General features: G+C 55.8%; 20 protein-coding genes and 1 other annotated feature. Of the genes, 15 read left to right on the forward strand and 5 right to left on the reverse strand.

All coding sequences use genetic code 11. The features are described 5' to 3' along the window. The first annotated feature begins 15 nt into the window (after positions 1 to 15). Positions 16 to 663 carry a 2,3-diphosphoglycerate-dependent phosphoglycerate mutase GpmB gene (gene gpmB / locus ACMGG5_RS09060; RefSeq protein ID WP_008502057.1) on the forward strand — a complete coding sequence of 216 codons (648 nt, stop codon included), beginning with the start codon at positions 16 to 18 and terminating at the stop codon, positions 661 to 663. Here gpmB and robA read toward each other — a convergent pair. Beyond that, a complete protein-coding gene (gene robA, locus ACMGG5_RS09065) occupies positions 660 to 1529 on the reverse strand; it encodes an MDR efflux pump AcrAB transcriptional activator RobA (RefSeq protein WP_420277763.1) in 870 nt (289 codons plus the stop codon). The two genes, gpmB and robA, sit on opposite strands and share 4 nt — an antisense overlap. Positions 1530 to 1740: 211 nt before the next feature. Here robA and creA point away from each other — a divergent pair, with 211 nt between their 5' ends. From creA to creD, 4 genes are read left to right on the forward strand one after another with little or no spacing between them, the layout of a single operon-like run. Continuing rightward, entirely contained in the window at positions 1741 to 2211 is a 471-nt protein-coding gene (gene creA / locus ACMGG5_RS09070; RefSeq protein ID WP_024907407.1) for a protein CreA, read from the forward strand. Positions 2212 to 2225: 14 nt separating this feature from the next. Then, positions 2226 to 2915 carry a two-component system response regulator CreB gene (gene creB, locus ACMGG5_RS09075; protein WP_024907408.1) on the forward strand — a complete coding sequence of 230 codons (690 nt, stop codon included), beginning with the start codon at positions 2226 to 2228 and terminating at the stop codon, positions 2913 to 2915. Continuing rightward, positions 2915 to 4339, forward strand: coding sequence for a two-component system sensor histidine kinase CreC (creC, locus tag ACMGG5_RS09080; protein ID WP_148769071.1), 1425 nt, complete (start codon positions 2915 to 2917; stop codon positions 4337 to 4339). Before creB ends, creC begins: the two co-directional genes overlap by 1 nt. A 56-nt stretch (positions 4340 to 4395) precedes the next feature. Further along, on the forward strand, positions 4396 to 5748 hold the full coding sequence (creD, locus tag ACMGG5_RS09085; protein WP_420277764.1) for a cell envelope integrity protein CreD: 1353 nt from the start codon (positions 4396 to 4398) through the stop codon (positions 5746 to 5748). A gap of 46 nt (positions 5749 to 5794) precedes the next feature. Here the strand turns inward: creD and arcA are convergent, their stop codons facing one another. Continuing rightward, positions 5795 to 6511, reverse strand: coding sequence for a two-component system response regulator ArcA (gene arcA / locus ACMGG5_RS09090; protein ID WP_003856501.1), 717 nt, complete (start codon positions 6509 to 6511; stop codon positions 5795 to 5797). A 95-nt stretch (positions 6512 to 6606) separates the two neighbouring features. Between arcA and yjjY the strand changes: the two genes are divergently transcribed. The 7 genes from yjjY to ACMGG5_RS09125 all read left to right on the forward strand — a co-directional run bounded on the left by yjjY (position 6607) and on the right by ACMGG5_RS09125 (position 13424). Further along, positions 6607 to 6747: a protein YjjY gene (gene yjjY / locus ACMGG5_RS09095; protein WP_085928893.1), complete on the forward strand. Its 141-nt coding sequence runs from the start codon at positions 6607 to 6609 to the stop codon at positions 6745 to 6747. A gap of 399 nt (positions 6748 to 7146) precedes the next feature. Continuing rightward, positions 7147 to 7833: a tRNA/rRNA methyltransferase gene (locus tag ACMGG5_RS09100; RefSeq protein ID WP_267215266.1), complete on the forward strand. Its 687-nt coding sequence runs from the start codon at positions 7147 to 7149 to the stop codon at positions 7831 to 7833. 211 nt (positions 7834 to 8044) lie between these two features. Further along, positions 8045 to 8113, forward strand: coding sequence for a thr operon leader peptide (gene thrL, locus ACMGG5_RS09105; protein WP_015572623.1), 69 nt, complete (start codon positions 8045 to 8047; stop codon positions 8111 to 8113). Beyond that, positions 8052 to 8169 (forward strand) — a sequence feature (Thr leader region). It overlaps the preceding gene by 62 nt. Positions 8170 to 8193: 24 nt before the next feature. After that, positions 8194 to 10656: a bifunctional aspartate kinase/homoserine dehydrogenase I gene (gene thrA / locus ACMGG5_RS09110; RefSeq protein WP_420277765.1), complete on the forward strand. Its 2463-nt coding sequence runs from the start codon at positions 8194 to 8196 to the stop codon at positions 10654 to 10656. A gap of 1 nt (position 10657) precedes the next feature. After that, positions 10658 to 11587 (forward strand): homoserine kinase, encoded by a 930-nt coding sequence (gene thrB / locus ACMGG5_RS09115; protein ID WP_032660770.1) that lies wholly within the window; start codon positions 10658 to 10660, stop codon positions 11585 to 11587. Positions 11588 to 11590: 3 nt separating this feature from the next. After that, positions 11591 to 12877: a threonine synthase gene (thrC, locus tag ACMGG5_RS09120; protein ID WP_420277766.1), complete on the forward strand. Its 1287-nt coding sequence runs from the start codon at positions 11591 to 11593 to the stop codon at positions 12875 to 12877. A 244-nt stretch (positions 12878 to 13121) separates the two neighbouring features. Continuing rightward, positions 13122 to 13424 (forward strand): DUF2502 domain-containing protein, encoded by a 303-nt coding sequence (locus ACMGG5_RS09125; protein WP_045327616.1) that lies wholly within the window; start codon positions 13122 to 13124, stop codon positions 13422 to 13424. A 30-nt stretch (positions 13425 to 13454) separates the two neighbouring features. Here the strand turns inward: ACMGG5_RS09125 and yaaA are convergent, their stop codons facing one another. Beyond that, positions 13455 to 14228, reverse strand: a complete 774-nt coding sequence (yaaA, locus tag ACMGG5_RS09130; protein WP_420277767.1) for a peroxide stress protein YaaA — start codon at positions 14226 to 14228, stop codon at positions 13455 to 13457. A 66-nt stretch (positions 14229 to 14294) separates the two neighbouring features. Next, complete coding sequence (locus ACMGG5_RS09135) at positions 14295 to 15725, reverse strand: alanine/glycine:cation symporter family protein (RefSeq protein WP_420277768.1); 1431 nt, start codon at positions 15723 to 15725, stop codon at positions 14295 to 14297. 262 nt (positions 15726 to 15987) lie between these two features. Between ACMGG5_RS09135 and tal the strand changes: the two genes are divergently transcribed. From tal to ACMGG5_RS09150, 3 genes are all read left to right on the forward strand, one after another. Beyond that, positions 15988 to 16941: a transaldolase gene (gene tal, locus ACMGG5_RS09140; RefSeq protein WP_420277769.1), complete on the forward strand. Its 954-nt coding sequence runs from the start codon at positions 15988 to 15990 to the stop codon at positions 16939 to 16941. A gap of 110 nt (positions 16942 to 17051) precedes the next feature. Continuing rightward, complete coding sequence (gene mog / locus ACMGG5_RS09145; RefSeq protein ID WP_420277770.1) at positions 17052 to 17639, forward strand: molybdopterin adenylyltransferase; 588 nt, start codon at positions 17052 to 17054, stop codon at positions 17637 to 17639. 122 nt (positions 17640 to 17761) lie between these two features. Then, a complete protein-coding gene (locus ACMGG5_RS09150; RefSeq protein WP_420277771.1) occupies positions 17762 to 19084 on the forward strand; it encodes an MFS transporter in 1323 nt (440 codons plus the stop codon). Here ACMGG5_RS09150 and satP read toward each other — a convergent pair. Next, positions 19061 to 19627: an acetate uptake transporter gene (satP, locus tag ACMGG5_RS09155; protein WP_008502042.1), complete on the reverse strand. Its 567-nt coding sequence runs from the start codon at positions 19625 to 19627 to the stop codon at positions 19061 to 19063. The two genes, ACMGG5_RS09150 and satP, sit on opposite strands and share 24 nt — an antisense overlap. Positions 19628 to 19874 lie beyond the last annotated feature (247 nt).

Consider the following 19874-nt stretch of genomic DNA (forward strand, 5'->3'; position numbering starts at 1 on the left):
TAACGGAAAAAAAGCATGTTACAGGTATACCTTGTTCGCCACGGTGAAACGCAGTGGAACGCCGAGCGACGTATTCAAGGCCAGTCAGACAGTCCTCTCACTGAGAAGGGTGTGCAGCAAGCGTGGCAGGTGGCGGAACGCGCCAGAACGCTGGGCATAACCCACGTGATTACCAGCGATTTAGGTCGCACACAGCAGACGGCGCGCATCATCGCGGACGCCTGCGGCTGTGACGTCATGCTTGAGCCGCGCCTGCGCGAGCTGGATATGGGCGTGCTGGAAAAACGCCATATCGATACGCTGACGGAAACGGAAGAGGGCTGGCGCCGCACGCTGGTGAACGGTACCGAAGATGGCCGTATTCCTGAGGGCGAATCCATGCAGGAGCTCAGCGTACGTATGCATGCCGCACTGGCGGAATGCCTGAAGCTCCCGGCAGGAAGCCGTCCGCTGCTGGTGAGTCACGGGATTGCGTTGGGTTGCCTGGTGAGCACCATTCTGGGGTTACCGGCTTACGCCGAGCGACGCCTGCGTCTGCGCAACTGCTCCATTTCCCGGATTGATTATCAGGAAAGCGCGTGGCTGGCGTCAGGTTGGGTCGTGGAGATGGCAGGGGACATTTCGCATCTTGATGCCCCTGCGCTTGACGAACTGCAGCGTTAACGGCGTATCGGAATCAAGAATTCCATACGCAGATTGATTGGGCCTTCTTCCGGTTTGGCATCCTGCGCCGGGTAGTAGCGCTCAATGTCCTGACCTTTACGGCGATTCAGATTCAGCATCGGCATGCAGGTTCCGTAAACGGTCAGGATGAACTCCTGAACTCCCGTTCCCAGCCCTTCATAGGCGAACATCACGTATTCGCCGCCTTCCAGCACGACAGGCTTCGAACCCTGAATGTAGCCATTGGCCATATCCGGCGTCAGCGCGGTGGTGTAGAACACTTCCTGCTCGTCGTCTTTTTCCTGGCTCGGGTGCGTTTCGTTGAGACCATACAGAATCGGCGGGATCGCCGGCGCGTGGCTCAGGAAGTCGCGCCAGAACTGGACGCGCATCTGATGACGGAACTCGGAAATCTGCTCCAGTGAACAGGAGTAGCTCTGCGTTGTGCCGATCAGATGGGTTTCCGGCAGGGTAATAATTTCGTATTTCGGCATCGCGAACTCGCCCAGACGCAGCGGCGGACACATGCCAAACGAGCTCCAGTCAGGCGAGCGACGATAAAGCGCTGGCGTCAACGAGAACTGTTTTTTAAAGGCGCGGGTGAAGGTCTGCTGCGAATCGAAACGATATTGCAGGGCAATATCCAGAATCGGCCGCGCCGTCAGGCGCAGTGCCACAGCAGATTTTGATAAACGACGCGCGCGAATATAGGCCCCGATAGCATGACCGGTGACATCCTTGAACATCCTTTGCAGATGCCACTTGGAATAGCCTGCTTTAGCCGCCACATTATCCAGTGACAAAGGCTGGTCGAGATGACCTTCCAGCCAGGTGAGCAGGTCGCGAATAATTCCAGCCTGATCCATATACTATCCTCATCCTTAAAACAGCAGGTGCCTGATAACAGGTTAGCGGATAATAGCATTTTTTGATGTTTTAGCATTCAGTGTTTTTTTTGCGCATTCATGCTTTTTAGAGCACATTACAGGCAGATATATTCTAATCCTGTGATCTTGCTACATTTTTATCTAAAGTGTTGAATAATTGCTCAATGTAATTTTAAAGAATGGTAACAATATGAAATACAAGACTTTGATCTTCACCGCGTTGATGCTGATGGTCGGGCGCGCGGCGCAGGCTGAGCAGATTGGCTCCGTCGATACCGTGTTCAAAATGTTTGGCCCGGACCACAAAATCGTGGTGGAGGCGTTTGACGATCCGGACGTGAAAAACGTCACCTGCTATGTCAGCCGCGCGAAAACGGGCGGTATCAAAGGCGGGCTGGGACTGGCGGAAGACACCTCCGATGCGGCGATTTCGTGTCAGCAGGTGGGGCCGGTTGAGCTAAGCGATAAAATTAAAAACGGCAAAGCGCAGGGCGACGTGGTATTCCAGAAACGGACCTCGCTGGTGTTTAAAAAGCTGCAGGTGGTGCGTTTTTATGATGCTAAACGCAATACGCTGGCTTACCTCGCCTATTCCGATAAAGTGGTGGAAGGCTCGCCGAAAAACGCGATCAGCGCGGTGCCAATTATGCCTTGGCAGTAATTCAGGGATGAATCATGCAACAACCTGTGGTCTGGCTGGTTGAAGACGAAACCAGTATCGCCGATACGCTGATCTACATGCTTCAGCAGGAAGGATTCGCGGTAAAGGCGTTTGAACGCGGCTTACCCGTGCTGGAGGAGGCGCGGCGGCAGGTTCCGGCGCTTGCCATTCTGGATGTCGGACTGCCGGACATCAGTGGATTTGAGCTTTGTCGCCAGCTGCTGGCGCAGCATCCCTCGCTGCCCGTACTGTTTCTGACGGCGCGCAGTGATGAAGTCGACAAGCTGCTTGGCCTGGAAATGGGCGCTGATGACTACGTTGCGAAACCTTTCTCCCCTCGTGAAGTCTGCGCCCGGGTGCGGACGATTTTACGGCGCATGCAAAAATCCGCCGCACCATCAGAAACGTTGCGTATCGGGCAGTTTGAACTGAACGAACCTGCCGCGCGAATCAGCTGGTGCGGGGAAGCACTGCCCCTGACCCGCTACGAATTCTTGCTGCTCAAAACCTTGTTACAGGCGCCCGGGCGGGTCTTTTCGCGTCAGCAGCTCATGGACAAGGTATGGGGTGAAGACGGCGACAGCTTCGATCGTACCGTGGACACCCACATCAAAACCCTGCGCGCCAAGCTGCGTGCGGTGAACGAAGAACTGTCACCCATCAGCACCCATCGCGGTATGGGCTACAGTCTGGGCCTTTACTGATGCGCATTGGGATGCGGCTATTGCTGGGATACTTCCTGATCGTGGCCATCGCCGCGTGGTTTGTGCTGTCGATCTTTGTTCAGGAAGTAAAGCCCGGCGTGCGCAGGGCAACCGAGGGCACGTTAATCGATACCGCGACCCTGTTGGCCGAAATCGGACGTGATGATTTGCTTTCGGGTCATGCGCAGCAGGGCAAGCTGGCACAGGCCTTTTCCCAGCTTCATCAGCGCCCTTTCCGCGCCAATATCGGCGGGATCCATAAAGTGCGTAACGAGTATCACGTCTACATGACCGATGCGCAGGGCAGGGTCGTGTTTGATTCCGCCGGTCTGGCCGTGGGGCAAGATTACTCGCGCTGGAACGATGTCTGGCTGACGCTTCGCGGCGAATACGGCGCGCGCAGTACCCAGAGCCATCCCGACGATCCGGAGAGCACGGTGATGTATGTTGCCGCGCCGGTTGTGGATCAGGGCAAGATTATCGGCGTGCTGTCGGTGGGGAAACCGAACAGCGCGATGGCGCCGGTGATTCACCGCAGCGAGCGAAGGATCCTGTGGGCTGGCGGGGCGCTGCTCGGCATTGCCCTGCTGATTGGCCTCGTCGTGGCATGGTGGATCAATCGATCTATCGGTACGTTATCGCGCTATGCCGACTCGGTGACCACGGATACGCCTCTCCCGCTGCCTAATCCTGGCAGCAGCGAACTGCACAAGCTGGCCCAGGCGCTGGAGAATATGCGCATTCGCCTTGAAGGGAAAAACTACATTGAACGCTATGTCCATGCGCTGACCCACGAGCTGAAAAGCCCCATCGCCGCCATACGCGGCGCGGCGGAAATTCTCTCCGAGCAGCCACCGCCGCAGGTGGCCGCGCGGTTTATCGATAATATTCTGGTGCAAAACGCGCGTATGCAGTCGCTGGTTGAAAAACTGCTCACTCAGGCGCGGCTTGAAAATCGGGTCGAGATTACGCCTCAGACCGTCCGCGTCGATCTGCTGTTTACGCGGCTTGCCGATGCGCGCTCGGCGGTGCTGGCAGCAAAAGAGATTGCGCTGACCCTCCAGCCCGCTTCGCTTCATGTTGAAGGCGATCCCGACCTGCTCGAACAGGCGCTCGGCAATTTGCTGGATAACGCTATCGATTTTACCCCGCAGGGCGGTGCCATTGAACTGGCGGCCCGGGAGGAGCACGGGCAGATACAGCTTCTCGTCACCGACAGCGGAAGCGGGATCCCGGATTACGCGCTGGAGCGAATTTTTGAGCGCTTTTATTCCCTGCCGCGCGAGAACGGGTTGAAGAGCAGCGGACTCGGGCTGGCGTTTGTACAGGAAGTGGCGCGTCTGCATCAGGGAGAGATTACATTGCGTAATCGTGATGAAGGCGGCGTGATGGCCACGCTGACACTTCACCGTCCCTTCACATAACTTCAAACTGACCCCACACAGCCTGGTTACGCTCTCCTCATCACAAAGGAGACGTAATGATGAAATCCCCCCTGTTCTGGAAAGTCAGCACCCTGCTGGGGTGCATCCTGCTGCTGTTAGTCCCGCTTTTTATGGTCAGTAACCTGATATCAGAGCGGGAGAGCTACCGCAACGATGTCGAAAATACGCTTCGCCAGAGTACCAGCGGACCGCAAAAGCTGGTCGGTCCGATGATTGCGATTCCGATGACAGAGATCTTTTACAAGATAGAGGACGAGAAGAAGGTCGAGTACAAGAAAAGCTATATGCACTTCATTCTGCCGGAATCTCTGGTTGTGGAAGGGAACCAGCGCGTGGAGTCCCGCAATATTGGCATCTATGACGGGCAAATCTGGAACACTGACCTGAAGATCAAAGCGCAGTTTAATACCGACGAGCTGAAGCAGCTGAAAGGGGAAACGATCGCGACAGGGCAGCCGTTTATCGTGACGGGCGTTGGCGACGCGCGGGGCATTGGCACGGTCAGTATCTCTAAAATCAATGGTGAGACGCTAAGCGTGGAACCCGGTTCAGGCGTCTACGGGGCGCTTGCGGGGATCCACATCCCGCTGACCGACAAAGCGCTGGAAGCCAAAACGTTTACGCTTGAGATGTCCCTCAGTCTGGCGGGAACCGGCAGTTTTGCGGTGGTACCGGTAGGGCGTAATAGCGAAATGACGCTCACCAGCAACTGGCCGCATCCGGGTTTTATGGGCGATTATCTCCCTGTTAAGCATCAGATTGGCGAGTCTGGTTTCCAGGCGAACTGGCAGAGCAGCTGGTTTGCAAATAACCTTGAGAGCTGGTTCTACGACAAGGAGTCGCCGGAGTGGGAGACGCTCCCGGCCTTTAGCGTCACGGTAGCCACGCCCGCCGATCAGTATCAGCTGACTGACCGTGCGATCAAGTACGCTATTTTGCTGATTGCGCTGACGTTTATGGCCTTCTTTGTCTTCGAAACCTTAACCGGATTACGCCTTCACCCGATGCAGTATTTGCTGGTGGGGCTGTCGCTGGTCCTGTTCTATCTGGTGCTGCTGGCGCTGTCTGAACACGTCGGGTTTACACCAGCCTGGGTTGTTGCAAGTCTGGTGGGCGCAGCGATGAACGTAATGTACCTGCAGGCCGTGCTGAAAAGCTGGAAACGCAGCGGGCTGTTTGTGCTGGCACTGCTCGGGCTGGATGCCGTGATGTGGTTCCTGCTGCGCTCGGAGGACAGCGCGCTGCTGTTGGGGTCAGCGGTTCTCGCGCTGGCGCTGTTCGCCGTGATGTACCTGACCCGGCATTTCGACTGGTACTCGCTCTCTCAGCCGAAGCGACCTGAGCCACCCGCAGAGCCTGATAACGACACGATGCGGATCTGGAAATAAAAAAAACGGCGCAAATGCGCCGTTTTTTAATGCGTTAACTGCGGGATTACTCCTGCAGATCGCCGCAGAAACGGTACCCTTCGCCGTGGATCGTGGCGATGATTTCCGGCGTATCTGGCGTAGATTCGAAGTGCTTACGAATACGACGGATGGTCACGTCTACGGTACGGTCGTGCGGTTTCAGCTCACGGCCGGTCATTTTCTTCAGCAGCTCTGCACGGGACTGAATTTTGCCCGGGTTTTCGCAGAAGTGCAGCATCGCGCGGAATTCACTGCGCGGCAGTTTATACTGCTCACCGTTCGGGCTAATCAGCGAACGGCTATTGATATCAAGTTCCCAGCCGTTGAATTTGTAGCTATCTACGCTACGACGCTCTTCGCTGACCGTACCCAGGTTCATGGTGCGGGACAGCAGGTTGCGTGCACGAATGGTTAACTCGCGAGGATTGAACGGCTTGGTGATGTAGTCATCCGCACCGATTTCCAGGCCAAGAATTTTATCAACTTCGTTATCACGGCCCGTCAGGAACATTAACGCGACGTTCGCCTGCTCGCGCAGTTCGCGCGCCAGAAGAAGACCGTTTTTGCCCGGCAGGTTAATATCCATGATCACCAGGTTGATATCATTTTCAGAAAGGATCTGATGCATCTCTGCGCCATCGGTCGCTTCAAAGACATCGTAGCCTTCTGCTTCGAAAATGCTCTTTAACGTGTTGCGTGTTACCAACTCGTCTTCAACGATAAGAATGTGCGGGGTCTGCATGTTTGCTACCTAAATTGCCAACTAAATCGAAACAGGAAGTACAAAAGTCCCTGACCTGCCTGATGCATGTCGCAAATTAACATGATCGGCTTAACGTGACTAAAGTACGTAATTGCGTTCTTGATGCACTTTCCATCAACGTCAACAACATCATTAGCTTGGTCTTGGGTACTTTCCCTTTGGACCCGACAGTGTCAAAAACGGCTGTCATCCTAACCATTTTAACAGCAACATAACAGGCTAAGTGACACCAGACACCCAATAAAACTACGCTTCGTTGACATATATCAAGTTCAATTGTAGCACGTTAACAGTTTGATGAAATCATCGTAGCCGAATGCTAGCCTTTGTCACAATTTTTCAATAAACCAACTAGTTGCGGACATTGATTTATAAACGAAGCGAATCCAATCAGAATAGGGTATTCATGCCGCTATTATCATTATAAAACATAAGGATAATAGTGTTCTGTTAACATTCTAACTGATTGTTCAGACACAGAATAGTTTAGCGTTTTTAATTTGTTATGAAACGCTATTTCGGTGATTTGTGTTGCAATTTTGTAAATTCGCGCTGCGTAATATGTTGAAGTGCATCACATTTTTACCGGCTAACTGATTAAAAAGAGAGCATAAATGCATCTGTCGATAGTACTGGTCGCCCCAGCCAGAGCAGAAAATATAGGCGCAGCGGCGCGTGCCATGAAGACCATGGGTTTTACCGATTTGCGTATCGTGGACAGCACGGCGCACCTGGAGCCAGCCGCCCGTTGGGTGGCGCACGGATCGGGAGATATTCTAGATAATATAACCACTTACGCTACGCTTGCCGACGCGCTGCATGATATTTCGTTTACCGTCGCAACCACGGCGCGCAGCCGGGCGAAGTTTCACTACTATGCCACGCCAGCGGAGCTGGTGCCGATGCTGAGCGAGAAAAGCCAGTGGCTGGAGAAATCGGCGCTGGTGTTTGGGCGTGAAGATTCTGGGCTGACCAATGAAGAACTGGAACTGGCGGATGTGCTGACAGGCGCGCCGATGGTTGCAGATTACCCTTCTCTCAATTTAGGCCAGGCGGTGATGGTCTATTGCTATCAATTAGCATCCTTAATACAAATTCCGCAGTCGCCTGTTACAGGTACCGATGAAAACCAGCTGGCTGCACTTCGCGCGCGCGTGGAAAACCTGCTCATGCAGCTGGGTGTGGCTGACGATCAAAAAATGGTCGACTGGTTACAGCAGCGTTTGGGCCGTCTTGAGCAACGCGACACGGCAATGCTGCACCGTTTGCTGCACGATATTGAAAAAAAATTGGCCGAGTAAAGTGCTGTCATGCATTTTTATTATGGTGTAATCATCTGATGCTAAGGGTTGCTTTTGGGGTATTCGGATGAAAATAAATCCGACGGCAGCGGGACGTGAGAGTCTCCCGAATTGTGATCAAATTAAAAATTCGTTGACTTAAGGTGCCCGATCCTTTAACCCTAAAAGAATACAGCACAGACAGATAATAATGACAGAGTACACAACATCCATGAAACGCATCAGCATCACCACCATTACCACAACCATCATCATTACCACAGGTAACGATGCGGGCTGACGCGTACAGGAAAAACAAAAAAAAGCCCGCACCTAGACAGTGCGGGCTTTTTTTTCGGCTAAAGGAAACGAGGTAGAACCATGCGAGTGTTGAAGTTCGGCGGTACATCAGTGGCAAATGCAGAACGTTTTCTGCGTGTTGCCGATATCCTGGAAAGCAACGCCAGGCAGGGGCAGGTTGCGACCGTGCTCTCTGCCCCGGCAAAAATCACGAACCATCTGGTGGCGATGATTGAAAAAACCATCGGTGGCCAGGATGCACTCCCGAACATCAGCGACGCAGAGCGTATCTTCGCTGACCTGCTGCAAGGGCTGGCAGAGGCGCTGCCTGGCTTCCCGCACGCTCAGCTGAAGTCTTTCGTTGAGCAGGAATTTGCCCAAATCAAACACGTCCTGCACGGCATCAGCCTTCTCGGCCAGTGTCCGGACAGCATCAACGCGGCGCTGATTTGTCGCGGTGAAAAACTTTCTATCGCCATCATGGCCGGCGTGCTGGAAGCGCGCGGCCATAGCGTGACCGTGATCGATCCCGTTGAAAAACTGCTGGCGGTGGGCCACTACCTCGAATCCACCGTTGATATTGCCGAATCAACCCGCCGTATCGCCGCCAGCAAAATTCCGTCTGACCATATGATCCTGATGGCTGGCTTCACCGCCGGTAACGAGAAGGGCGAGCTGGTGGTGCTGGGCCGTAACGGCTCCGATTATTCCGCCGCCGTGCTGGCCGCCTGTTTACGCGCGGACTGTTGTGAGATCTGGACTGACGTCGACGGCGTCTATACCTGCGACCCGCGCCAGGTACCGGACGCCAGGCTGCTGAAGTCGATGTCGTATCAGGAAGCAATGGAGCTTTCCTACTTCGGCGCCAAAGTGCTTCACCCGCGTACCATCTCCCCGATTGCCCAGTTCCAGATCCCTTGCCTGATTAAAAATACCGGTAACCCGCAGGCGCCGGGTACGCTGATTGGCGCGAGCACCGATGAGGACGGCCTGCCGGTGAAAGGCATCTCCAACCTCAACAACATGGCGATGTTCAGCGTCTCCGGTCCGGGGATGAAGGGGATGGTCGGCATGGCGGCGCGCGTGTTTGCGGCCATGTCCCGCAACGGTATCTCTGTTGTGCTGATCACCCAGTCCTCTTCCGAATACAGCATCAGCTTCTGCGTGCCGCAGGCCGACTGCCTGCGCGCCCGTCGCGCGCTGGAGGAAGAGTTCTATCTGGAGCTGAAAGAAGAGCTGCTGGAGCCGCTCTCTATTCAGGAGCGTCTGGCGATCATCTCCGTGGTGGGCGACGGTATGCGCACGCTGCGCGGTATCTCCGCCAAGTTCTTTGCCGCACTGGCGCGCGCCAATATCAATATCGTGGCGATTGCCCAGGGCTCGTCTGAGCGTTCAATTTCTGTTGTTGTGGACAACGATGACGCGACCACTGGCGTACGTGTGGTTCACCAGATGTTGTTCAACACCGATCAGGTTATCGAGCTGTTCCTGATTGGCGTCGGCGGCGTGGGCGGCGCGCTGCTGGAGCAGGTTAAGCGTCAGCAGGAATGGCTGAAGAAGAAACACATCGACCTGCGCGTCTGCGGGATTGCGAATTCCAAAGCGCTGCTGACCAACGTCCACGGCCTGAACCTGGAAAACTGGCAGGCCGAGATGAAGGAGGCGAAAGAGCCGTTCAACCTGGGCCGCCTGATCCGTCTGGTAAAAGAGTATCACCTGCTTAACCCAGTTATCGTCGACTGCACCTCGAACCAGGCGGTGGCCGACCAGTACGCGGACTTCCTGCGCGAAGGTTTCCACGTGGTGACGCCGAACAAAAAGGCCAACACCTCGTCGATGGATTACTATCACCAGCTGCGTCTGGCGGCGAGCAAGTCGCGCCGCAAGTTCCTGTACGACACCAACGTTGGGGCAGGCCTGCCGGTTATCGAGAACCTGCAGAACCTGCTTAACGCGGGCGACGAACTGCAGCGTTTCTCCGGCATTCTCTCCGGCTCGCTGTCGTTTATCTTCGGCAAGCTGGATGAGGGGATGAGCCTCTCGGAAGCCACCCGCGCCGCGCGCGAGCTGGGCTATACCGAGCCGGATCCACGTGATGACCTTTCCGGTATGGACGTGGCGCGTAAGCTGCTGATCCTCGCCCGTGAAACGGGCCGTGAGCTTGAGCTTTCGGATATCGTGATTGAGCCTGTCCTGCCGGCAGAATTTGACAGCAGCGGTGATGTCGCTGCCTTTATGGCCAGTTTGCCGCAGCTTGACGACGCGTTTGCCGCGCGCGTTGCAAAAGCCCGTGATGAAGGTAAGGTATTGCGCTATGTTGGCAACATTGAAGAAGATGGCGTGTGCCGGGTGAAGATTGCCGAAGTGGATGGCAACGACCCGCTGTACAAAGTCAAAAATGGCGAAAACGCCCTCGCGTTTTACAGCCACTATTATCAGCCACTGCCGCTGGTGCTTCGCGGCTATGGCGCAGGGAACGATGTTACGGCGGCGGGTGTGTTTGCCGATCTGCTGCGTACCCTGTCATGGAAGTTAGGAGTTTAACATGGTCAAAGTTTATGCCCCGGCTTCCAGCGCGAATATGAGCGTCGGATTTGACGTGCTGGGTGCGGCGGTGACGCCGGTGGATGGTTCGCTGCTGGGCGATACGGTTACGGTGGAAGCGGCAGACAGCTTCAGCCTGAACAACGTGGGCCGCTTCGCCAGCAAACTGCCGTCTGAGCCGCGCGAAAATATCGTCTATCAGTGCTGGGAACGCTTCTGTCAGGAGATCGGCAAAAACGTGCCGGTCGCCATGACGCTGGAAAAAAGTATGCCGATCGGCTCGGGCCTGGGCTCCAGCGCCTGCTCGGTGGTCGCCGCGCTGGTGGCGATGAACGAGCACTGCGGCAAGCCGCTGAACAACAACCGCCTGCTGGGGTTAATGGGCGAGCTGGAAGGGCGCATCTCCGGCAGCATTCACTATGACAACGTGGCGCCGTGCTTCCTCGGCGGCATGCAGCTGATGATCGAAGAAAATGGCATCATCAGCCAGCAGGTGCCAGGGTTTGATGAGTGGCTGTGGGTGCTGGCCTATCCGGGTATCAAGGTTTCAACCGCGGAAGCGCGTGCGATCCTGCCCGCGCAGTATCGTCGTCAGGACTGTATTGCCCACGGGCGTCATCTGGCGGGCTTTATCCACGCCTGCTACACCCGCCAGCCGCAGCTGGCGGCCAAACTGATGAAGGACGTCATTGCCGAGCCGTACCGCACGAAGCTGCTGCCCGGCTTTAACGAGGCGCGACAGGCATCGATGGATATCGGCGCGCAGGCGTGCGGCATCTCCGGCTCCGGCCCGACGCTGTTCGCCCTGTGCGACAAGCCTGATACCGCGCAGCGCGTGGCGGACTGGCTCTCTAAACACTACCTGCAAAATCAGGAAGGCTTTGTTCATATTTGCCGTCTGGACACGGCTGGCGCACGAGTACTGGGATAATCAATGAAACTCTATAACCTTAAAGATCATAACGAGCAGGTCAGCTTCGCGCAGGCGGTCACTCAGGGACTGGGCAAAAACCAGGGGCTGTTCTTCCCGCATGACCTGCCGGAATTCCACCTGACCGACATCGACGAACTGCTGAAGCAGGACTTTGTCACCCGCAGCACTAAAATTCTTTCGGCGTTTATCGGCGACGAAATCCCGCAGGAACTGCTGGAAGAGCGCGTGCGTGCGGCGTTCGCTTTCCCGGCACCGGTGAAGCAGGTGGAGCCTGACGTTGGCTGCCTGGAGCTGTTCCACGGCCCGACCCTGGCGTTCAAAGACTTCGGCGGCCGCTTTATGGCGCAGATGCTGACCCACATCAGCGGCGACAAGCCGGTGACCATCCTGACCGCGACCTCCGGGGATACCGGTGCGGCGGTGGCGCACGCGTTCTACGGCCTGAAAAACGTCCGCGTGGTGATCCTCTATCCGAAAGGCAAAATCAGCCCGCTGCAGGAAAAACTGTTCTGTACGCTCGGCGGCAACATTGAAACCGTGGCAATTGACGGTGATTTCGATGCCTGTCAGGCGCTGGTCAAGCAGGCCTTCGACGACGAAGAGCTGAAGGTGGCCCTGGGTCTGAACTCTGCCAACTCTATCAACATCAGCCGTCTGCTGGCGCAGATCTGCTACTACTTCGAAGCGGTAGCGCAGCTGCCGCAGGAAGCGCGTAACCAGCTGGTGATCTCCGTGCCGAGCGGTAACTTTGGTGACCTGACGGCTGGCCTGCTGGCGAAATCCCTGGGTCTGCCGGTGAAACGCTTTATCGCCGCCACCAACGCTAACGACACCGTGCCGCGCTTCCTGAAAGACGGGAAGTGGGCGCCGAACGCCACGCAGGCGACGCTCTCTAACGCAATGGATGTATCACAGCCAAACAACTGGCCGCGCGTGGAAGAGCTGTTCCGCCGTAAGATCTGGCGTCTGGGCGATCTGGGCTACGCCGCGGTGACGGATGAAACCACCAAAGCGACCATGCGCGAGCTGAAGGCGGTGGGGTATACCTCAGAACCGCATGCGGCGATTGCTTACCGCGCGCTGCGCGACCAGCTTAACCCGGGTGAATATGGCCTGTTCCTGGGCACCGCGCATCCGGCTAAATTTAAAGAGAGCGTGGAAGCGATCCTGGGCGAAACGCTGCCGCTGCCGAAAGAGCTGGCCGAGCGTGCCGACCTGCCGCTGCTGTCTCATGAGCTGCCGGCGGATTTTGCCGTGCTGCGTAAGCTGATGATGACCCGAGCATAATTTTTGTCGGGTGCGGCTACGCCTTACCCGACCTACAACGGCTCAGAACGTAGGCCGGGTAAGGCGAAGCCGCACCCGGCTTTTTTGTGAAGAAATTAAGGAGAAAAATAGCAGGGAAAAAGCAGAAATTCCCAATAAATGCGGTCACTTAGCGTTTAGGATTGCAGAGAATAACATCCCCCGTTCCCCTCGCGTACTCTCCTTACATCGGCCCACGTTGGGCAAAGATAATAAGGAGTCACCGATGTCTACACTGAAACCTGTGCTGATTGCGCTTTCACTGATGCTGGTCGCTCCCATGGCGGTACAGGCATCTGAAATCACCCTTGTGCCTGCGGTCAAACTGCAGATTGGCGACCAGGATAATAACGGTCACTACTGGGACGGCGGCCGCTGGCGCGACCACGACTGGTGGAAGGCGCATTATGACTGGCGTGATAACCACTGGCGTCCGCATGATGAGCATCGTAAACATGACGATCGCCATGATGACCATCACCACGATGACCACCGCGACGATCGCGGCCCTGACTGGAAACACCATTAATGCAAAACCCCGCCAGCTGGCGGGGTTTTTTTACTGCTCGTGGCGCTTAAACACCAGCTCGCCTTTCCCTGACGACGTCTCGTCAAAGAAATAGCCTTCGCTGTTGAAGGCGGTCAGCTGCTCCGGCTTCGTCAGACGGTTCTGGATGATGTAGCGGCTCATCAGGCCACGCGCTTTCTTGGCGTAGAAGCTGATCACCTTGAACTTACCGTTCTTCTCGTCGAGGAACACCGGTTTGATAATCTCTGCATCCAGCTTTTTCGGCTTCACCGACTTGTAGTATTCATCGGATGCCAGGTTAATCACCACGTTATCGCCCTGAGCGCGCAGTGCCGCGTTCAGCTTATCGGTGATGATATCGCCCCAGAAATGGTACAGGTCTTTGCCTTTGGCATTCTCCAGACGAATCCCCATCTCCAGACGATAGGGCTGCATCAGATCCAGCGGGCGCAGTACGCCGTACAGACCCGACAGCATGCGCAGATGCTGTTGGGCAAAATCGAAATCGGCTTCGCTAAAATCTTCCGCCTGCAGGCCGGTATAGACATCGCCTTTAAACGCCAGAATCGCCTGGCGAGCGTTAGCCGGAGTGAAATCCGGGTGCCACTCGTGAAAGCGGGTCGCGTTCAGATCGGCCAGCTTGTCGCTGATGCTCATCAGTGAGGCGATTTGCGGTGCAGAGAGCTTGCGCGCTTCGCGGATCAGCTGTTGTGAGTAGTCCAGCAGTTCAGGCTGGGTATAGCGCTCGGTGGCGAGTGGGCTCTGGTAGTCGAGCGTTTTTGCAGGTGAAATCAGAATCAGCATATCCAGTCCTTGCAGGAAATTTAGAGCGACTTTAGCAAAAAATCGCCCCGAATTGATCGATAGCTGTTATTGCCGCGGCAAATCATCCCACGTACCGGGGGCAAGCTGCGCCTTAATCTCGGGATAGCGGGCGGGAGCAAATACCGGCGGAACACCCAGTTTGCGCTGACGAAGATAGTCTCTGGCAATCAGGGTCACCACGGGCGAGAGCAGCAGGATTGCCGTGAGGTTAGTGATCGCCATCAGCGCCATAATGATATCGGCCAGCTGCCAGACCAGCGGCATACTGAGCAGGGAGCCTGCTATCACCATCAGGACGACCCCGAGACGCAGGGTTCCGATTGCAGCGCGGGAGTCGAGCTTCAGGAAAATAAGGTTATTTTCGGCGTAGAGGTAATTCACCACTATTGAGCTGAAGGCAAACAAGATCAGGATGAGCGAGACAAACCCTGCACCCCAGCCGCCGGTCAGGTTCACCAGCGCCTGCTGGAGAAGCTGTATCCCGGCGGTTCCTGAGGAATGCGGTACGGGGCCTGCCAGCAGCAAAATCATGGCGCTGGCGGAACAGATGATAATGGTATCGGTAAAGACGCCAATCATCTGCACAATGCCTTGTGCGGCCGGGTGCGGCGGCCAGGAAGAGGCGGCCGCGGCGGCGTTGGGGGTTGACCCCATACCGGCTTCATTGGAGAACATGCCCCGCTGAAAGCCCGCCATCAGCGCCTGGCTGAAGGTGTAGCCCAGCGCCCCGGAGGCCACCTCGCGCCAGCCAAAGGCGCTTTTGACGATGGTGGCAATCACGCCCGGCACCTGCTCGAGATGCAGTGCGGCAACGAACAGGCTCGCGGCAACCCAGAGCAACGCCATAATGGGCACCAGCCACTGCATCAGGCGGGCGATGCCCTTAAGACCGGCAAAAATGGTGAGCAGAACGATGAGGGCTAAAGCAATACCGGCGACCCACTCCGGGCAGGAGAAGGCGTAGCTCAGGGCATTGGCGACAGAATTTGCCTGGACGGTATTAAAAATGAGGCCGTACGCGAGCAGTAAAAAAACCGAGAACAGGACGCCCATCCAGCGCATCCCCAGGCCACGCGCCATGTACCAGGCAGGGCCACCGCGAAACTGGCCGTGTTTATCTTTCTCTTTATAGAGTTGTGCAAGCGAACTTTCGGCAAAGGAGGTGGCCATTCCGAGTAGCGCCGTCACCCACATCCAGAAGACCGCGCCTGGCCCACCGGCGCTGATGGCCAGCGCAACGCCCGCCAGATTGCCGCTGCCGAGACGCGCCGCCAGGCTGGTACAGAGCGCCTGGAACGACGTTAATCCACCCGGCTGCGGCGTAACGCTGTTTTTCAGACTTCTGCCAAACTTGCGAATATAGCGAAACTGGATAAACCCACTGCGTAGCGTAAACCAAATACCTGCTCCCAGAAGCAGGTAAATCATTATCGAACCCCAGAGGACTTCGTTAATAAAGAAAAAGAAATCAGGCATTAACGTCCCTCTTGTTGATGCCAATGTGAATATGTAAGCGCTACCACTGATTGGGCATGCTGTTGCTTAGCAGCCTGTTAATCTTCCGAGTTTACCATACTCTGCCTAAGCGCACTGTCTGCGGTTGCGCTACCCCTCCGTCGTGTTATCATCAGGGCAGACCGGTTACATCCCCCTAACAAGTAAACCTGTCATTTTTCCGCTGCAGGCATGCTGTCGGTAGCGTGAATTATCCAGGGCACGTTAAAAGAGAAACACTATCATGACGGATAAATTGACCTCCCTTCGTCAGTTCACCACTGTCGTAGCTGACACCGGAGATATCGCGGCAATGAAGCTGTACCAGCCGCAGGATGCCACAACCAACCCTTCTCTGATCCTTAACGCCGCACAGATCCCTGAGTATCGCAAACTGATTGACGACGCAGTGACCTGGGCGAAAGCGCAGAGCAACGACCGCGCGCAGCAGGTTGTGGATGCCACCGACAAACTGGCAGTGAACATCGGTCTGGAAATCCTGAAACTGGTTCCTGGCCGTATCTCTACCGAAGTGGATGCGCGTCTCTCCTACGACACCGAAGCGTCTATCGCAAAAGCGAAACGTCTGATCAAAATGTACAACGACGCGGGCATCAGCAACGACCGTATCCTGATCAAACTGGCTTCTACCTGGCAGGGTATTCGCGCGGCAGAGCAGCTGGAAAAAGACGGTATCAACTGTAACCTGACCCTGCTGTTCTCCTTCGCGCAGGCGCGTGCATGTGCAGAAGCAGGCGTATACCTGATTTCTCCGTTCGTGGGCCGTATTCTGGACTGGTACAAAGCCAACACCGATAAGAAAGAGTACGCACCGGCTGAAGATCCAGGCGTGATTTCTGTGACTGAAATCTACGAATACTACAAACAGCACGGCTATGAGACTGTGGTTATGGGCGCAAGCTTCCGTAACGTCGGTGAAATCATCGAGCTGGCTGGCTGTGACCGCCTGACCATCGCGCCAGCGCTGCTGAAAGAGCTGGCAGAAAGCGAAGGCACCCTGGAGCGTAAACTGTCTTACACCGGTGAAGTGAAAGCACGCCCAGAGCGCATCACTGAATCCGAGTTCCTGTGGCAGCACAACCAGGATCCAATGGCGGTAGACAAGCTGGCGGACGGTATCCGTAAGTTTGCTGTTGACCAGGAAAAACTGGAAAAAATGATCGGCGACCTGCTGTAATCATTCTGCGTGACCGGGTTCCCGGTCACGCGACTTCTTTCGTCCCCTGTCTGAATCTCCTCTCTGCGTGTATCATTCCCTTTAATCAGTACTCTTTGAATGGAATGGATATGAATACCTTACGCATCGGCTTAGTGTCGATTTCTGACCGCGCCTCCAGCGGTGTTTACCAGGATAAAGGCATCCCCGCTCTGGAAGCGTGGCTGGCCAGTGCACTGACTACCCCGTTTGAGATCCAGACTCGCCTGATTCCCGACGAACAGCCGATTATCGAGCAGACCCTGTGTGAGCTGGTGGATGAGATGAGCTGTCACCTTGTGTTAACCACCGGCGGAACCGGGCCCGCGCGCCGTGATGTGACGCCGGACGCGACGTTGTCGATTGCCGATCGTGAAATGCCAGGCTTCGGCGAACAGATGCGCCAGATCAGTCTACACTTTGTCCCGACGGCCATTCTTTCCCGCCAGGTAGGGGTGATCCGCAAGCAGGCGTTGATCCTGAACCTGCCGGGCCAGCCGAAGTCGATTAAAGAGACGCTGGAAGGGCTGAAAGCAGAAGATGGCAGCGTCCTGGTTCATGGCATCTTTGCAAGTGTACCGTATTGTATACAGCTGCTTGACGGTCCCTATGTGGAAACCGATGAGAAAGTAGTAGCAGCTTTTCGCCCGAAAAACGCACGTCGCGAAACAATCTCCTGAAATTAACCAATATGTGACATTAGCTGAAGCGGCGATAGCGTGGTGAAGCTTTTACGGTATAGTAATTTTTTCTTTACGAATGCTGTAAAAATAAATCCACAACACACGCACAATGGTTCGCTATGTCACATAACACCCGACCTCTGAATCGACAGGACTACAAAACCCTCACGCTCGCGGCCCTGGGCGGCGCGCTGGAGTTTTACGATTTTATTATCTTCGTCTTCTTCGCCGCCGTGGTGGGAGAACTCTTCTTCCCGGCGGATATCCCGGAATGGCTGCGGCAGGTGCAAACCTTCGGCATTTTTGCCGCCGGGTATCTGGCGCGTCCGCTGGGCGGCATTATCATGGCCCACTTTGGCGATCTGGTCGGGCGCAAGAAGATGTTTACCCTTAGCATCCTGCTGATGGCCGTGCCGACGCTGGCCATTGGTTTGCTACCTACCTATGCCTCGATGGGCATTCTCGCGCCGTTGCTGCTGTTGCTGATGCGCGTTCTTCAGGGCGCGGCGATTGGCGGTGAAGTGCCGGGCGCGTGGGTGTTTGTCGCGGAGCATGTGCCGGCGCGCCGCATTGGTATCGCCTGCGGAACCTTAACGGCGGGGCTGACGGTCGGGATCCTGCTCGGCTCGGTGGTCGCAACAATTGTGAATACCAGCATGACGCAGCAGGCCGTGCACGACTGGGGCTGGCGTATTCCGTTCCTGCTGGGCGGAGCGTTTGGTCTGATCGCGATGTACCTGCGCCGCTGGCTGCAGGAGACGCCGATTTTCCTCGAGATGCAGCAGCGCAAAGCGCTGGCGCAGGAGCTGCCGGTGAAGTCGGTAGTGGTACGCCATAAAAAAGCGGTAGTGGTATCGATGCTGCTGACCTGGCTGCTCTCGGCGGGCATTGTGGTGGTGATATTGATGTCCCCGGTCTGGCTGCAAAAGCAGTACGGCTTCGCCCCTGCCGTGACGCTACAGGCGAACAGTATCGCGACAATTATGCTCTGCTTTGGCTGTCTGGCCGCCGGGCTGGCGGCGGATCGTTTTGGTGCCAGCGTTACCTTTATCATCGGTAGCCTGCTACTGGCCGCATCAAGCTGGGCGTTTTACCATCTTGCGGGCAGCCATCCTGAACAGCTGTTCCTGCTGTACGGCGTGGTAGGGTTGTGCGTGGGCGTAGTGGGGGCTGTGCCTTACGTCATGGTGCGAGCTTTCCCACCGGAAGTTCGTTTCACCGGGATCTCGTTCTCTTACAACGTGTCGTATGCCATTTTCGGCGGGCTGACGCCGATTGCGGTCACCGTGCTGATGGGCGTGTCTCCCCTGGCTCCGGCCTGGTACGTACTGGCGCTGTCGGTGATGGGGCTGGTATTAGGATTTTGGCTTCGTCAGGCGGGGGAATGTCGTGCCCGCGAGGCGGGCACGACAGAGGGATCAGTGTTTTTCACCAATCGGTAAAACGGTGCGGTCAAACTGCTCGTTCAGCACTTCACCCATTGCCAGGTAGATAGCGCTTGCGCCGCAAACCAGACCAATCCAGCCTGCAACATGAACGATACCTTCGTTATCCACCAGGTGACCAATCGCCAGCAGGGCGAACAGGACGGTCAGGCTCAGGAAGACGAACTGCAGCATGCGGTTACCTTTCAGGGTACCGAAGAACATGAACAGGGTGAAGACGCCCCACAGGCCCAGGTAAACGCCCAGGAAGTGGGCGTTTGCCGCGTCAGCCATGCCCATTTTAGGCAGCAGCAGAATGGCAACCAGGGTCAGCCAGAAAGAACCGTAAGAGGTGAAGGCGGTTAAGCCGAAGGTATTGCCTTTCTTATATTCCAGCAGGCCCGCGAAGATTTGCGCGATACCGCCGTAAAAAATGCCCATCGCCAGGATGATGCCATCCATCGGGAACATCCCGATATTGTGCAGGTTCAGCAGGATAGTGGTCATGCCAAAACCCATCAGGCCCAGCGGAGCCGGATTAGCCAACTTAGTGTTGCCCATAAGTCCTCAAAAAAATCATCATTAATATGGTGAAATGGTTAAACCCGCGTCAGTTCTCCCTGACTGGGCGCGGCATCATAATGGGCGCAATCGATGGCGTCTATGATCTCATCAGGGTGAAATTAAAATTTTTTTTATCATTCCCCCTTGATGGATGCCGTCGCGACCCCATCTTGTAGTCAACCGCAGTGTGTGGACCTGAAAAAAATCAAATCTGGGCAGTTGAAAAAGCACGTTCTGCCCTTAT

This window comes from Enterobacter sp. BNK-34 (genome assembly GCF_048684445.1).
Lineage (GTDB): Bacteria > Pseudomonadota > Gammaproteobacteria > Enterobacterales > Enterobacteriaceae > Enterobacter > Enterobacter pseudoroggenkampii.

What these genes read in the sequence shown, in the direction of transcription:
- yaaA (WP_420277767.1), bottom strand. Translation starts at nt 14,228, where the DNA reads ATGCTGATTCTGATTTCACCTGCAAAAACGCTCGACTACCAGAGCCCA.
- tal (WP_420277769.1), top strand. Translation starts at nt 15,988, where the DNA reads ATGACGGATAAATTGACCTCCCTTCGTCAGTTCACCACTGTCGTAGCT.
- satP (WP_008502042.1), bottom strand. Translation starts at nt 19,627, where the DNA reads ATGGGCAACACTAAGTTGGCTAATCCGGCTCCGCTGGGCCTGATGGGT.
- ACMGG5_RS09150 (WP_420277771.1), top strand. Translation starts at nt 17,762, where the DNA reads ATGTCACATAACACCCGACCTCTGAATCGACAGGACTACAAAACCCTC.
- ACMGG5_RS09125 (WP_045327616.1), top strand. Translation starts at nt 13,122, where the DNA reads ATGTCTACACTGAAACCTGTGCTGATTGCGCTTTCACTGATGCTGGTC.
- thrB (WP_032660770.1), top strand. Translation starts at nt 10,658, where the DNA reads ATGGTCAAAGTTTATGCCCCGGCTTCCAGCGCGAATATGAGCGTCGGA.
- gpmB (WP_008502057.1), top strand. Translation starts at nt 16, where the DNA reads ATGTTACAGGTATACCTTGTTCGCCACGGTGAAACGCAGTGGAACGCC.
- creA (WP_024907407.1), top strand. Translation starts at nt 1,741, where the DNA reads ATGAAATACAAGACTTTGATCTTCACCGCGTTGATGCTGATGGTCGGG.
- creD (WP_420277764.1), top strand. Translation starts at nt 4,396, where the DNA reads ATGATGAAATCCCCCCTGTTCTGGAAAGTCAGCACCCTGCTGGGGTGC.
- thrA (WP_420277765.1), top strand. Translation starts at nt 8,194, where the DNA reads ATGCGAGTGTTGAAGTTCGGCGGTACATCAGTGGCAAATGCAGAACGT.
- thrC (WP_420277766.1), top strand. Translation starts at nt 11,591, where the DNA reads ATGAAACTCTATAACCTTAAAGATCATAACGAGCAGGTCAGCTTCGCG.
- mog (WP_420277770.1), top strand. Translation starts at nt 17,052, where the DNA reads ATGAATACCTTACGCATCGGCTTAGTGTCGATTTCTGACCGCGCCTCC.
- ACMGG5_RS09100 (WP_267215266.1), top strand. Translation starts at nt 7,147, where the DNA reads ATGCATCTGTCGATAGTACTGGTCGCCCCAGCCAGAGCAGAAAATATA.
- arcA (WP_003856501.1), bottom strand. Translation starts at nt 6,511, where the DNA reads ATGCAGACCCCGCACATTCTTATCGTTGAAGACGAGTTGGTAACACGC.
- creC (WP_148769071.1), top strand. Translation starts at nt 2,915, where the DNA reads ATGCGCATTGGGATGCGGCTATTGCTGGGATACTTCCTGATCGTGGCC.
- creB (WP_024907408.1), top strand. Translation starts at nt 2,226, where the DNA reads ATGCAACAACCTGTGGTCTGGCTGGTTGAAGACGAAACCAGTATCGCC.
- ACMGG5_RS09135 (WP_420277768.1), bottom strand. Translation starts at nt 15,725, where the DNA reads ATGCCTGATTTCTTTTTCTTTATTAACGAAGTCCTCTGGGGTTCGATA.
- robA (WP_420277763.1), bottom strand. Translation starts at nt 1,529, where the DNA reads ATGGATCAGGCTGGAATTATTCGCGACCTGCTCACCTGGCTGGAAGGT.